Origin of the sequence: Pseudomonas atacamensis, assembly GCF_017167965.1 — a bacterium.
In the GTDB taxonomy this organism is placed as follows: domain Bacteria; phylum Pseudomonadota; class Gammaproteobacteria; order Pseudomonadales; family Pseudomonadaceae; genus Aquipseudomonas; species Aquipseudomonas atacamensis.
Genome location: NZ_CP070503.1, coordinates 1,705,183 through 1,719,253, shown reverse-complemented (window position 1 = coordinate 1,719,253; position 14,071 = coordinate 1,705,183). Strand labels below are relative to the sequence as shown.

Annotated in this window: 12 protein-coding genes; 5 read left to right on the top strand and 7 right to left on the bottom strand. The window is 61.1% G+C overall.

Annotated elements, in window-relative coordinates; all coding sequences use genetic code 11:
- From JWU58_RS07865 to JWU58_RS07845, 5 genes are all read left to right on the top strand, one after another.
- A complete protein-coding gene (locus JWU58_RS07865) occupies window positions 1–933 on the top strand; it encodes an ABC transporter substrate-binding protein (protein WP_206421721.1) in 933 nt (310 codons plus the stop codon).
- A complete protein-coding gene (locus JWU58_RS07860; protein ID WP_137213916.1) occupies window positions 930–2,834 on the top strand; it encodes an ATP-binding protein in 1,905 nt (634 codons plus the stop codon). Before JWU58_RS07865 ends, JWU58_RS07860 begins: the two co-directional genes overlap by 4 nt.
- Window positions 2,835–3,081: 247 nt before the next feature.
- The gene (fabA, locus tag JWU58_RS07855) at window positions 3,082–3,597 is read left to right on the top strand and encodes a 3-hydroxyacyl-[acyl-carrier-protein] dehydratase FabA (protein ID WP_024013962.1); all 516 of its coding nucleotides are present in this window, start codon (window positions 3,082–3,084) and stop codon (window positions 3,595–3,597) included.
- Window positions 3,598–3,608: 11 nt separating this feature from the next.
- Window positions 3,609–4,829 carry a beta-ketoacyl-ACP synthase I gene (gene fabB / locus JWU58_RS07850; RefSeq protein WP_016773647.1) on the top strand — a complete coding sequence of 407 codons (1,221 nt, stop codon included), beginning with the start codon at window positions 3,609–3,611 and terminating at the stop codon, window positions 4,827–4,829.
- A gap of 442 nt (window positions 4,830–5,271) precedes the next feature.
- A complete protein-coding gene (locus JWU58_RS07845) occupies window positions 5,272–5,460 on the top strand; it encodes a hypothetical protein (protein WP_016773646.1) in 189 nt (62 codons plus the stop codon).
- 68 nt (window positions 5,461–5,528) lie between these two features.
- Here the strand turns inward: JWU58_RS07845 and JWU58_RS07840 are convergent, their stop codons facing one another.
- From JWU58_RS07840 to JWU58_RS07810, 7 genes are all read right to left on the bottom strand, one after another.
- Window positions 5,529–6,071 (bottom strand): DUF2058 domain-containing protein, encoded by a 543-nt coding sequence (locus JWU58_RS07840; RefSeq protein WP_016773645.1) that lies wholly within the window; start codon window positions 6,069–6,071, stop codon window positions 5,529–5,531.
- 26 nt (window positions 6,072–6,097) lie between these two features.
- On the bottom strand, window positions 6,098–6,931 hold the full coding sequence (gene mazG, locus JWU58_RS07835) for a nucleoside triphosphate pyrophosphohydrolase (RefSeq protein WP_024013963.1): 834 nt from the start codon (window positions 6,929–6,931) through the stop codon (window positions 6,098–6,100).
- Window positions 6,932–7,064: 133 nt separating this feature from the next.
- Window positions 7,065–9,308 carry a GTP diphosphokinase gene (gene relA / locus JWU58_RS07830; protein ID WP_041479585.1) on the bottom strand — a complete coding sequence of 748 codons (2,244 nt, stop codon included), beginning with the start codon at window positions 9,306–9,308 and terminating at the stop codon, window positions 7,065–7,067.
- A 101-nt stretch (window positions 9,309–9,409) separates the two neighbouring features.
- On the bottom strand, window positions 9,410–10,786 hold the full coding sequence (gene rlmD, locus JWU58_RS07825; protein WP_206421720.1) for a 23S rRNA (uracil(1939)-C(5))-methyltransferase RlmD: 1,377 nt from the start codon (window positions 10,784–10,786) through the stop codon (window positions 9,410–9,412).
- On the bottom strand, window positions 10,786–11,688 hold the full coding sequence (cysM, locus tag JWU58_RS07820; RefSeq protein ID WP_039757833.1) for a cysteine synthase CysM: 903 nt from the start codon (window positions 11,686–11,688) through the stop codon (window positions 10,786–10,788). Before cysM ends, rlmD begins: the two co-directional genes overlap by 1 nt.
- 208 nt (window positions 11,689–11,896) lie before the next feature.
- On the bottom strand, window positions 11,897–13,321 hold the full coding sequence (locus tag JWU58_RS07815) for a sensor histidine kinase (RefSeq protein ID WP_206421719.1): 1,425 nt from the start codon (window positions 13,319–13,321) through the stop codon (window positions 11,897–11,899).
- Window positions 13,308–14,030, bottom strand: coding sequence for a response regulator transcription factor (locus tag JWU58_RS07810; RefSeq protein WP_206421718.1), 723 nt, complete (start codon window positions 14,028–14,030; stop codon window positions 13,308–13,310). Before JWU58_RS07810 ends, JWU58_RS07815 begins: the two co-directional genes overlap by 14 nt.
- Between the last annotated feature and the right edge of the window lie 41 nt (window positions 14,031–14,071).

The window sequence follows — 14,071 nt, the reverse complement described above, 5'->3', positions numbered from 1 at the left end:
ATGCGCACCGGCCCGTCACGGAAGACGCCCACCCTTGGCCACTGGCTGGCCGGGCTCTGCCTGTTCATGACCGCGTGGCTGCACGGCGTCGCGGTGCAGGCGGCGGATATTCTATTGACCGGCGCCGAGGAAAGCCCCGGCGTGCAGGCCTTCGTACAAGCGCTGAGTGAACTGCGCCCGACCGACAATGTGCGGTTCCAGCCGCTGGCGAGTTTGCCCGCACCGGGCAAACTGCCGGCCAGTCTGCGCTTGATCCTGCTCGATCTGCCCAGCCTCGACTGGCGTCTGCAAGACTCACAAGGCCCGTCGACGCTGGTGTTGCGCATCAGCCGCTTGCAGGCGCGCCAGCGTTTCGCCGATGCCCAACCGGCGCGCCTGAGTCTGCTCTGGAGCGATCCGCCGCTGAGCCGGCAATTGCAACTGATCCGGCGGATCTTGCCGCAGGCGCGGCGGGTCGGCGTGCTGTTCGATGAGCACGGCGAATTCCTCATTGACGAATTGCGCGCGGCTGCACGGCCGTTGAATCTGGAGATTGTCAGTCAGCGCTGGGACAACATTCACGACAGCCGTCCGCTGCAAGCGGTGCTGAAAAGCAGCGATGTCTTGCTCGGCCTCGACGATCCCGACCTGTACAACTCGCAGACGGCAAAAAACCTCTTGCTCAGCAGCTACTCGCGGCAGGTTGCGCTGATCGGCCCCAACATTGCATTCGTTCGCGCTGGCAGCCTTGCCAGTACCTACAGCGATCAGAGCGACTGGCTGGCGGTCCTCGACCATTTGCTCGATCAGCCCACCAGCGCCTGGCCGCGAGCGCTTTACCCCGCTCGTTTCAAAGTCTCAAGTAATGCGCAGGTGGCTCGTTCCTTAGGCATCGAACCGCTGAATGAAGCATCTGTCGCCAGTGCCTTGGCCGAAGGAGAGCGCCGCCCATGAATTTTCGCCGCCGTTGGGACATCAACACCCGCACGCAGCTGATCAGCCTCGGCCCGGCGCTGTTGCTGACGCTGCTGTTGATCAGCTTCTTTACCTTCGTGCGCATCCAGGACTTGCGTCAGGAGCTGAACCACACTGGCCAGTTGATTGCCAACCAACTGGCGCCTGCCACGGAATACGGGGTGATCTCCGGCAACAACGAAGTGCTGGAAAGCCTGCTCAAGGCGACACTGGCCACGCCCAACGTGCGCTTTCTCGAAGTGCAGGACAGCGCCAACCGAATTCTGGTTTATGTCGAACAACCGGCCGACAGCCACAGCCGCCCGCATCAGGTCGAAGTGTTCCAGGCGCCGGTGCGTTTGCAGCGGATCGCCTTGCACAATGATTTTTTCCAGGACGGCAAAGTCAGCAACAGCGCCGCCGGCGAGGATTATCTGGGGCGAGTGATCGTCGGCCTGTCCAACGATGCGTTCAGTCAGCGCCAGCAGGAGATCCTGTTCAAGGCCGGGATTCTCGCGCTGTTCGCCCTGCTCTTCACTTTTGTCGTCGCCCGTCGTTTGGCCGGCAGTCTGTCGCAGCCGATCCGCGACATCGGCGATGCGGTCAAGGCGATTCAGGAAGGCGATTACAAAACCCCGTTGCCGATTGTCGATGACACTGAACTGGGCGCGCTGTCACAACACATCAACAACCTTGCCCAAGCGCTGGAGCAGGCCAGTCGTGAGCAGCAACAGGCGATGGCGCAGCTGATCCAGACCCGCGAAGAGGCGGAAAAGGCCAACAACGCCAAATCGGATTTTCTGGCGATGATGAGCCATGAACTGCGCACGCCCATGAACGGCGTGCTGGGCATGTTGCAGTTGCTCGAAACCACCGAGATGACCGAGGAGCAAGTCGAATACGCCGCGCTCGCTTCGGAGTCGACCGAACATCTGCTCAAGGTCATCAATGACATTCTCGACTTCTCGCGAATCGAACGTTCGGAGCTGGAGCTTGAGCACATCCCGTTCAATCTCGCCGAGCTGATCGGCGCCTGCGCGCAGTCGTTCCAGCACAGCGCGGTGCAGCGAGGCCTGGCGCTGAATCTGCGCATTCCCGACGACATGCGCGGCTTGCAGGTGCAGGGCGATCCGACGCGGATCCGGCAGATTCTGGTCAATCTGGTCGGCAATGCCTTGAAGTTCACCGAGCAGGGCCGGGTCAGCATCGAGGCGCAATGGCAATCGCTGGATCATGAACTGCTGTGGTTCACCTGCTCGGTGCGCGACAGCGGCATCGGCATTTCTTCGGAAAGTCTGGAGCTGATGTTCAATGCCTTCCAGCAGGCCGACAGTTCGATCTCCCGTCGCTACGGTGGCACCGGTCTTGGTCTGCCGATCGCACGGACTTTGGCCGAACGCATGGGCGGCACCTTGCGCGCACAGAGTGAGGAAGGACGCGGTTCGGTATTCACTCTGGAAATTCCATTGGCGCTCTATAAGCAGGCAATGCCAGCGCTGGCCGCGCCGCGCACCCTGAACGGCAGTGGTCAGGGCGAGGGACGCCATGTGTTGCTGGTCGAAGACAATCCGGTCAACCAGACCGTGATCGAAGCGATGCTGCGCAGCCTCGGCTTTGCCGTCAGCGTGGCGACCGATGGCGCGCAAGCGGTGCGCAGTGCCGAGGGTGGCGAATTCGAAGTGATTCTGATGGATTGCCGGCTGCCGATCATCGACGGCTACGAGGCCACGCGGCAGATCCGCGACCTGCCCGGACGCCGCGATGTGCCGATCATCGCGCTGACCGCCAACGCCTTGCAGGGCGATCGCGAAACCTGTCTGGCAGCGGGGATGAACGATTACCTGGCCAAGCCGTTCAAACGCAATGACCTGCAGCAGATTTTGCAGCGCTGGGTGTCGTAGTGTGGGCCTTTCGACCATCTGCGACTGGCGTGAAAAGCGAAAGTGCGGCAGTCTTAGGCACCCGAACGAGCCCCAAAAGGGGCTTGATTAAAAATTTCAGTGCACAAGTGTACATTCATGTCCTTGGTGCTGTGACTTTCACCACAACGCAATAGTCTATGAGTAGGCTGCCGGTTCGAGGCATGAACGCCTTGAACGGTCGGGAAGATCTGCCCCACCTGCCGCATGGGATTATTGAGGAGCTCGCATGACCAAACAAAACGCCTTTACTCGGGAAGACCTGCTGCGCTGCAGTCGCGGTGAGCTGTTCGGCCCAGGTAACGCGCAACTGCCCGCCCCGAACATGCTGATGGTGGATCGCATCACCCATATCAGCGAAGAAGGCGGCAAGTACGGCAAAGGTGAATTGGTCGCCGAGCTGGATATCAACCCTGATCTGTGGTTCTTCGCCTGCCATTTCGAAGGCGATCCGGTGATGCCGGGCTGCCTGGGTCTGGATGCCATGTGGCAACTGGTCGGTTTCTTCCTGGGCTGGCAAGGCCTGCCGGGCCGCGGCCGTGCGCTGGGTTCGGGCGAAGTGAAATTCTTCGGTCAGGTGCTGCCGACCGCCAAGAAAGTCACTTACAACATTCATATCAAACGCGTCCTCAAGGGCAAGCTGAACATGGCCATCGCCGATGGTTCGGTCAGTGTCGACGGACGCGAAATCTACACCGCCGAAGGCCTGCGCGTCGGCGTGTTCACCTCCACTGACAACTTCTAAGGGTTATTCGCATGCGCCGCGTCGTTATCACTGGTCTGGGCATCGTTTCGTGCCTGGGCAATGACAAAGAGACCGTCTCCGCTAACCTGCGTGCAAGCCGCCCTGGCATCCGGTTCAACCCGGAATATGCTGAAATGGGTCTGCGTAGCCAGGTTTCCGGCTCCATCGACCTCAACCTTGAAGAGCTGATCGATCGCAAGATCTATCGCTTCGTCGGCCATGCAGCGGCTTATGCCTACCTGGCCATGAAAGACGCCATCACTGACTCCGGCCTGACCGAAGAGCAGGTGTCCAACCCGCGTACCGGCCTGATCGCCGGTTCCGGCGGTGCTTCCACGCTGAACCAGATGGAAGCGCTGGACATCCTCCGTGAGAAAGGCGTGAAGCGCGTTGGCCCGTACCGCGTCACGCGGACCATGAGCAGCACCGTTTCCGCTTGCCTGGCCACGCCGTTCAAGATCAAGGGCCTGAACTACTCCATCGCTTCTGCCTGCGCCACCAGTGCTCACTGCATCGGTACCGCCATGGAACAGATCCAGATGGGCAAGCAGGACATCGTCTTCGCCGGTGGCGGTGAAGAAGAGCACTGGAGCCAGTCGTTCCTGTTCGACGCGATGGGCGCCCTGTCCAGCAAGCGCAACGACACCCCGGAACAAGCTTCCCGCGCCTACGACAAGGACCGCGACGGTTTCGTCATCGCTGGCGGCGGCGGCATGGTTGTCGTCGAAGAGCTGGAACACGCTCTGGCCCGTGGCGCGAAGATCTACGCCGAGATCGTTGGCTACGGTGCAACGTCCGATGGCTACGACATGGTCGCCCCGAGCGGCGAAGGCGCGATCCGCTGCATGCAGCAGGCGCTGTCCACCGTCGACACCCCGATCGACTACCTGAACACCCACGGCACTTCGACTCCGGTCGGCGACGTTGCGGAAATGAAAGGTGTGCGTGAAGTGTTCGGCGACAAGGCTCCAGCGATCAGCTCGACCAAGAGCCTGTCCGGTCACTCCCTGGGCGCCGCCGGCGTGCACGAAGCGATCTACTGCATGCTGATGATGGAAGGCAACTTCATCGCCGGTTCCGCCAACATCGACGAGCTCGACCCGGAAGTGGCCGATCTGCCGGTGCTGACCAAGACCCGCGAGAACGCCACCATCAACACCGTGATGAGCAACAGCTTCGGCTTTGGCGGCACCAACGCCACGCTGGTGCTGAAGCGCTGGGAAGGCAAGTAATTCCCCACCGCTGAGCCGCACATGAAAACGCCCCGACTGGTTCGGGGCGTTTTTTTTGGCCTGCAGAAAATAGCAGGTACACCGCAAAACCCTGTGGGAGCGAGCCTGCTCGCGAATGCGATATTGATCGTTCCCACGCTCTGCGTGGGAATGCAGCCCGTGACGCTCTGCGTCACTGGACGCGGAGCGTCCCCAGAGGCATTCCCACGCGGAGCGTGGGAACGATCAAAGACAGGGACCCAGAGCGTTCTGGAGATGAAACTTCTGTCATGAAACTTACTACCCTGCGACCGAATGTCGCGGTTTACGCGGCCTCCAGCTTTGTTGCGAAATCCGCAACAACACCTTGCGCCAATTGGCGGTTTACTTAGCTGACTAACAAATCCTATAACAGAGTCCTGCACACGCCTTGGTGCAGTAACTTGAGATCTGGAGCTAGCAGATGACTGTAAAAGTAACTGAACGCGACGATTCACACATGTCCCACGAAGGCCTGGCCGCCGGCATCCGTATCTGGGATGTGCATCAACAAGACTTGCTGGTCGGCATGTTCCACAACGAAATCGATGCCCATAACTACAAGGCCGAACTGGAAGTGCAGGAACAGCAAAGAGAACTGAAGTCCGCCTGAAACAACACAGCATTTGAAAACGACAAACCCCGCCATGAGCGGGGTTCGTCGTTGTTACAGCCGTGGATTTACCACATCAGATCGTCAGGGATCTGGTACGCCGCGTACGGATCGTCCTCAGCGTTGACCTCTTCGGTCTGCACGTTGAGCTGAACGATGCGCTGCGGGTCGCGCTCCTGGATCTTCAGCGCCGCTTCACGGGGAATCACTTCATAGCCGCCGTTGTGGTGCACGATCGCCAGCGAACCGCTGCTGAGCTTGTTGCGCATCAGCGTGTTGACCGAGATGCGCTTGACCTTCTTGTCGTCGACGAAATTGTAGTAGTCCTCGGTGGTCAGCTTGGGCAGACGCGAGACTTCGATCAACTGCTTGACCTGCGCGGCGCGGGCCTTGGCCTCGGCCTTCTCCTGCTGCTGACGGTTCAGCTCCTGGTCGCGCTTGACCTTCTCGGCCATGGCTTCCTGGGCGGCGCGCTGCTGCGAATCGTCCAGCTCGGCCTGGCCTTTGTGGGCTAGGCGCTGTTGCTTCTGCTTGTCTTTGCTGACCTGCTTGGCCTGCTTTTGGTTGACCAGGCCTGCTTTGAGCAACTGGTCGCGAAGGGAAAGGCTCATCAATGCTTACTCACTTGGGCAACGGCTCAGCCGCAGCTGGGCTCATTCTTTTCCTGGCGTTTGGCTTCGCCCCACAGGGCGTCCAACTCTTCGAGGGTGCAATCTTCCATGGGACGGTGGGTGTCGCGCAATGCCTGTTCGATAAAACGGAAACGTCTTTCAAACTTGCCATTGGCGCCGCGCAGGGCTGTTTCCGGATCGACCTTCAGATGCCGGGCCAGATTGACCACGGAAAACAGCAGATCGCCGATCTCGTCGGCCACCGCCACCGGATCATTTTCCGACATGGCTTCGAGCACTTCATCGAGCTCTTCGCGCACCTTGTCGAGCACCGGCAAAGCGTCCGGCCAGTCGAAACCGACCTGCCCGGCGCGCTTCTGCAACTTGGCCGAGCGCGACAGTGCCGGCAACGTGGCCGGCACGTCGTCGAGCAAGGACAACTGCTCGGGCGCCGAGGCTTTCTCGGCGCGCTCTTCGGCCTTGATCTCTTCCCAGCGCTGCTTGACCTGCTCTTCGCTCAAGCGCGGCACGTCGAGCGGCGCGTACAGATCGCCCGTCGGGAACACATGTGGATGACGGCGGATCAGTTTGCGCGTGATGCTGTCGATCACCCCGGCAAATTCGAACCGCCCCTCTTCCTTGGCCAACTGGCTGTAATACACCACCTGAAACAACAGATCGCCCAACTCGCCCTGCAAATGGTCGAGATCGCCACGCTCGATGGCATCCGCCACTTCATAGGCTTCTTCGAGGGTGTGCGGGACGATGGTCGCGTAGGTTTGCTTGATGTCCCACGGACAGCCGAACTGCGGATCGCGCAGACGGGACATCAGGTGGAGGAGATCTTCGAGGCTGTACATCATTTTTCTGTCTCACCACAAAACCATTGTGGGAGCGAGCCTGCTCGCGAAAGCGCTGTGTCTGCAACAAAGATGTCGACTGACACGCCCTCTTCGCGAGCAGGCTCGCTCCCACAGGGAACAATCAATTGCATCACGGAGTACGGTTACGTCGCGTTTCGATGATGTTCGGCAATTGCGAAATCCGCCCCAGCAGCCGCCCCAGCGCATCCAGTCCGGGGATCTCGATGGTCAGCGACATCAGCGCGGTGTTGTCTTCCTTGTTCGAGCGGGTGTTGACCGCCAGCACGTTGATGCGCTCGTTGAGCAGCACCTGCGAGACGTCACGCAGCAGCCCGGAACGGTCGTAGGCGCGGATGATGATGTCCACCGGATAGGTGAGCACCGGCACCGGGCCCCAGCTGACCTGAATGATCCGCTCCGGCTCGCGCCCGCCCAGTTGCAGCACCGAGGCGCAGTCCTGACGGTGAATGCTCACGCCACGGCCCTGGGTGATGTAACCGACAATCGCATCGCCCGGCAGCGGCTGGCAGCAACCGGCCATTTGCGTCATCAGGTTGCCGACGCCCTGGATCTGGATATCGCCGCGCTTGCCCGGTTTGTAACCGGTGGCCTTGCGTGGGATCAGCTCCAACTGTTCGTTGCCGCGCTCCGGTTCGACCAATTGCTGCGCAAGGTTGACCAGATGCGCCTGACGCAGGTCGCCGGCACCGAGGGCGGCGAACATGTCTTCGGCGGTTTTCATGTTGGCCTTTTCGGCCAACTTGTCGAAATCCACCGCCGGCAAGCCGAGGCGATTGAGTTCGCGCTCGATCAGGGTTTTACCGGCCGCAACGTTCTGATCGCGAGCCTGCAACTTGAACCAATGGACGATCTTCGCCCGCGCCCGCGAGGTGGTGACGTAACCGAGGTTCGGGTTCAGCCAGTCGCGGCTCGGCGTGCCGTGCTTGCTGGTGATGATCTCGACCTGCTCGCCGGTCTGCAGGCTGTAGTTCAACGGCACGATACGGCCGTTGATCTTCGCGCCCCGGCAGTTGTGGCCGATTTCGGTGTGCACCCGATAGGCGAAATCCAGCGGCGTCGCGCCTTTCGGCAAGTCGATGGCGTGCCCGTCTGGAGTGAAGATGTAGACCCGATCGGGCTCGATGTCGACGCGCAACTGTTCGGCCAGACCGCCAATATCACCCAGCTCTTCATGCCATTCGAGGACCTGACGCAGCCAGGAGATTTTCTCTTCGTAATGGTTCGAGCCGGATTTGACGTCGGTGCCCTTGTAGCGCCAGTGCGCGCAGACGCCAAGTTCGGCTTCTTCGTGCATGGAATGGGTGCGGATCTGCACCTCGAGGACCTTGCCTTCCGGACCGATCACCGCCGTGTGCAGCGAGCGGTAGCCGTTCTCTTTCGGGTTGGCGATGTAGTCGTCGAATTCTTTCGGGATGTGCCGCCACAGGGTGTGGACGATGCCGAGCGCGGTGTAGCAGTCGCGCATTTCCGGCACCAGCACGCGCACCGCGCGAACGTCGTAGATCTGGCTGAATTCCAGACCCTTGCGCTGCATTTTGCGCCAGATCGAGTAGATGTGTTTGGCCCGGCCGCTGATGTCGGCGTCGACGCCGGTGGCCTGCAGTTCGTCCTTGAGCTGGGTCATCACGTCGCTGATGAAACGCTCGCGATCCAGCCGCCGCTCGTGGAGCAACTTGGCGATCTGCTTGTATTGATCGGGTTCGAGATAGCGGAAGGACAAGTCCTCCAGCTCCCATTTGATGTGACCGATGCCGAGGCGATGCGCCAGTGGCGCATAGATGTCGAAGACTTCGCGAGCGACGCGGTTGCGCTTTTCATCGTCGGCGGTTTTCACCGCACGGATCGCGCAGGTGCGTTCGGCCAGTTTGATCAGCGCAACGCGCACATCATCGACCATGGCCACGAGCATCTTGCGCAGGTTCTCGACCTGCCCTTGGGTGCCCATGACCATCGATTGCCGTGGGCTGAGACTGGCGCTGATGGCCGCCATGCGCTGCACGCCGTCGATCAGCTTGGCCACTACCGGACCGAAGCGCTGGCCGATGGCCGCCAGCTCGATCTGGCCTTCGCGCACGCCGCGATACAACACGGCGGCGACCAGCGAATCCTGATCGAGCTTGAGGTCGGCGAGGATCTCGGCGATCTCAAGGCCCGTGCTGAAACTGCCGGAGCCTTCGGCCCACAGGTTCTTCTTCGCATTGGACTGCTGTTCGGCCTCGCGAGCGAACTCGCAGGCTTCTTTCAAGGCCTCGCGATCCAGTGCCAGATCGACACTGACCGCGTGATCGAGCCAGGCCTCGAGATTGATACTGCCGTCGGTGTTGATCGGCTGGTGTGCTCTCACCTGTACCATGCTGCTTTACCTTCCCTACGACGCAGATTCAATGCGTCAAATCGCTGATCCTCAGTGTCCGTTCGCGCTCGCGGGGCTCAGGCGAGCGCTGCGCGGACAGATCAGACGGATTCAGACGAGCCGTCCTGGCTCGCTTCAAATAACGCCATGGCCTCGACATGCGCCGTCTGAGGAAACATATCGAGAATCCCGGCACGTTTTAACCGGTAGCCCTGCTTGATCAATTCCTGCGTGTCGCGCGCCAGCGTGGCCGGGTTGCACGACACGTATACCAACCGTTTGGCACCCAGGGTCGCGAGCTTGCGCACCACCTCGAAAGCACCGTCACGCGGTGGGTCCAAGAGTACCGCAGAAAAGCCGTTTCCGATCCACTGGGCATCGCTCAAAGGCTGGGATAAATCGGCTTGAAAAAACTTTGTGTTATGCAAATTGTTACTGACGGCGTTGGCAGCGGCGCGCTCGACCATGGTCTGCACGCCCTCCACCGCCACCACTTCACGCACGCTTTTAGCCAGCGGTAGCGCAAAATTTCCCAACCCGCAAAACAGGTCGAGCACGCGTTCTTCAGCCGTCGGTTTCAGCCAGTCCAGCGCCTGGGCGATCATCGCTTCGTTGACCCCGGCGTTGACCTGAACGAAGTCACCCGGCCGATAAGCCAGCTCGAGATTCCACTGTTCCAAGCGATAACCGAGGCTCTGTCCGGCTTCGACCGGTTGCGGTTCACCTTCGCCATGCAACCACAACTGCGCTTCATGAAACCGGCAGAAATCCTTGAGGATGCTCAGATCCGCTTCGGACAACGGCGCCATGTGCCGCAGCAATACCGCCAGTGATGAGCCGCTGAACAACTCGACATGGCCCAACGCTTGCGGTTTGCTCAGGCGCCGCAGCATCTCCGGCAAGCGAGTCATGATCGGCTGCAAGGGCTGTACCAGCACCGGGCATTCGCTGATCGCGACGATGTCCTGACTGCCGGCAGCGCGGAAACCCACTTCGAGTTTTTTTGCCTTCATGTCCCAGCGCACGGCGATCCGCGCGCGCCGACGGTAACCGAATTCCGGGCCGGTCAGCGGCGCCGCCCATTCTTCAGGTTCGACACCAGCCACCCGCGACAATTGCTCGGCGAGCATGCGCTGTTTCAGGGCGAGTTGTTCGTCGTGGGGCAAGTGCTGAACGCTGCAACCGCCACAGCGGCCGAAGTGCGCGCACGCTGCCGGACGACGCAATTCGCTGGCAGTGAATACCCGTTCGGTGCGCGCCTCGACCACTTTGCCGTGGGCGCCGAGCACCCGTGCTTCGACCTCTTCACCGGCAAGGGCGCCGAGTACGAACCAGGTTTTGCCTTCGAAAAACGCGATACCGCGACCGTCATTGGCCAGGCGCTCGATACTCAAGCGCTGCTTTTTGCCGGTCGGGATCTGTGGCGCCTTGCTGCCGCCGGTGGGCTGGAAGCGCAGGCCTCTCTCGTGTTTGGCCATCAGTTCGGCGCGTCGAAAATGCCGGTCGACAGGTAACGGTCGCCACGGTCGCAGATGATCGCGACGATCACCGCGTTTTCAACTTCTTTGGACAAGCGCAGCATCGCTGCCACCGCACCGCCCGAGGACACGCCGCAGAAGATGCCTTCTTCGCGGGCCAAGCGCCGGGTGACGTCTTCGGCTTCGCTTTGCGCCATGTCGACGATGCGGTCGACACGGTCAGCCTGATAGATCTTCGGCAGGTATTCCTGCGGCCAGCGGCGGATGCCGGGAATGGCCGAGCCTTCCATTGGTTGCAGACCGACGATCTGCACGCTGTCGCTCTGTTCTTTGAGGTAGCGCGACACGCCCATGATGGTGCCGGTGGTGCCCATCGAACTGACGAAATGGGTGATGCTGCCCTGGGTCTGACGCCAGATTTCCGGGCCGGTGGTGGTGTAGTGCGCTTCGGGGTTGTCGCCATTGGCGAACTGGTCGAGCACCTTGCCACGGCCTTCGGCTTCCATACGCTGGGCCAGATCGCGGGCGCCTTCCATGCCCTCTTCCTGAGTCACCAGGATCAGCTCGGCACCGTAAGCGGTCATCGCTGCCTTGCGCTCGGCACTGGAGTTGTCCGGCATGATCAGGATCATCTTGTAACCCTTGATCGCAGCGGCCATCGCCAGCGCGATACCGGTATTGCCAGAGGTCGCCTCGATCAGCGTATCGCCGGGATTGATCTGCCCGCGCAACTCGGCGCGAGTGATCATCGACAACGCCGGGCGGTCCTTGACCGAACCCGCCGGGTTGTTCCCTTCGAGCTTGAGCAAAAGGGTGTTGCTGGTGGCGCCGGGCAGGCGCTGCAAACGCACCAGCGGCGTGTTGCCGACGCAATCGGCGATGGTTGGGTACTGCAGGGTCATGGCGTATTCGCAATCCAGACGTGCGGGGGCGCCTATCATACCGGCAAACCCGCGCAGGCCATATCACGCAAAGTGCGGTGCTTATGGTTTATGGGAATAAGGGACAACAGTCCAACCAGTGGTGAGACATTTAAGTTCGCCAGACTTCATCTGCAGCGATGCGGATGGCCTCATCGCTGGCAAGCCAGCTCCCACAGAGACCGAGTCTTCACACGATTTGTGTTTGGCAGAAACTCCCTGTGGGAGCTGGCTTGCCAGCGATAGCGCCAGTCGGTGCGACACCATCATCCGCCAACAAGCGCAAATTCAACCGCAACCCCGCCCCGGTGTTTTCCGCCCAGAGCAACCCGCCCTGGCGCTGCACCGCGTTGCGGGCAATGCTCAAGCCCAGGCCAAAGCCACCACCCCCGGGCCTTGAGCCGTCCAATCGAATGAACGGCGAAAAGATCCGCTGCAGATCTTCGTCAGCCACGCCGCCGCCCTGATCCTCCAGCCACAAATGCCAATACTCGCCATCGCGCCGTGCATCGAGACGCACAATCCCGCCCTCGGGCGAGTGACGGATGGCGTTGCGCAGGATGTTTTCCAGCGCTTGCGCCAGGGTATTGAGGTTGCCGCGCACCCAGCACGATGCCTCGACCGAGCATTGCAGTTGCAGACTCGGCCAGCCGCTTTCATAGCAGGCGTTGTCGGTGAGCATTTCCCACAGCGCCTGAATCTGGATCGCTTCATCCGGCAACGGCGAGCGGTCGGTGTCGAGCCAGGCCAGTTGCAGGGTGTCTTCGACCAAACGTTGCATTCCGTCGACCTCGCGGCCGATGCGCTCGCGCAATTGCGCCAGGCCCTGTTCGCTTTCACTGGCCACGCGCAGGCGGCTCAGCGGCGTGCGCAGTTCGTGGGACAGGTCGCGCAATAATTGCTGCTGCAAGGCGACCGTGGTTTGCAGGCGCTCGGACATGGAATCGAAGGCCCGCGCCAGCTCACCGAGTTCGTCCGGGCGCTGGGTGATGCCGCTCGACAGGCGCACATTCAACTGGTCGGCGCGCCAGGCGTTGGCCTGTTCGCGCAGGTTGTTCAGCGGCACCACCAACAGGCGGTACAAGCCGACGCAGAGCAACAGGGTGAACAGCCCGGGAATCACGCCGTTGGTAATGACGCGCCAGAACACCCGGTACTTGCCCGGGATAAAACGTTCAGGCAGCTCGATGACGAGGATGCCGACGGCCGGATCCTGAGGGAACGGTACCCGCAGCCAGGGTCGGCCCTTCTTGTGGATCGGCCAGTCGAGGCCGCGCAAAAAGGTCAGGTGCTGCACCTCTGCCGCGTTCAACGGCTGGCTGCTCAGCGACTGCAAATCAGCGCCGATCACCCCGACCCAACTGGCCTCGCGCAATTCCATGCTCTGCAACCAGTCATCGACACCATTGCGCCCGCCGCGCTGCCACGCCTGTTCGGCTTGCGCGGCATAACGGCTGAGGGTGCTGCGCGCGTCACTGGAGAGGAACTGATTGCGCTCCTCCATGTAGCGGCCCCACGACCAGCTCAACCAGATCATCAGCAGACAGAACGCCACCAGCAGGCACGCCAGTTTCCAGAACAGCGAATGCCGCCCCGGCAGCTCAGACAGTTTCATCGGCGCCACTCAAGACATAGCCCTTGCCCCACACCGTGCGCACTTCGCGCTCGGTGTAACCGATGGCTTTGAGTTTGCGGCGGATCTGGCTGATGTGCATGTCGAGGCTGCGGTCGTGCGCCGCAAAGCCGCGTTGCAGGACATGCTGATAAAGGAAGGCTTTGCTCAGCACCTCCTCGTTGTTGCGGTGCAGGGTTTCCAGCAGACGGAATTCGCTGCGGGTCAGCCCGGCCGCTTGCTCGCGGAAAAACACGTCGCACTGTTCGTCATCGAAACGCAGGGTGCCGCTGACCACCGCAGCATTAATAGCAGGCGGGCGCCGATCCAGGGCCACCCGGCGCAGGATCGCTTCGATGCGCACATGCAACTCGGCCATGCTGAACGGCTTGGGCAAATAGTCATCGGCGCCGAGGCGGAAACCACTGATGCGATCGGCCTCGGCACCCAGCGCCGACATCAGCAGCACCGGCGTCGAATGGCTCTGCCGCAATTGCGTCAACAACTGCAGACCATCGAGCCCCGGCAGCAGAATATCCATCAGCACCACGTCGAAAGGCTGGCACTGGGCGATGTTCAGACCTTCCTGGCCGTTCTGGCACCAAGTCACCTGAAAACCGCTGCGGCCCAGATGCTCGTGCACATACGCGCCGAGGACCGGATCGTCTTCAATGGAAAGGATGCGTGGCTGGCCAACGGAAACAGGAGTCATGAGTATCTGCAAGTAATTCTCAGTTGGCGGATTATTCAAGA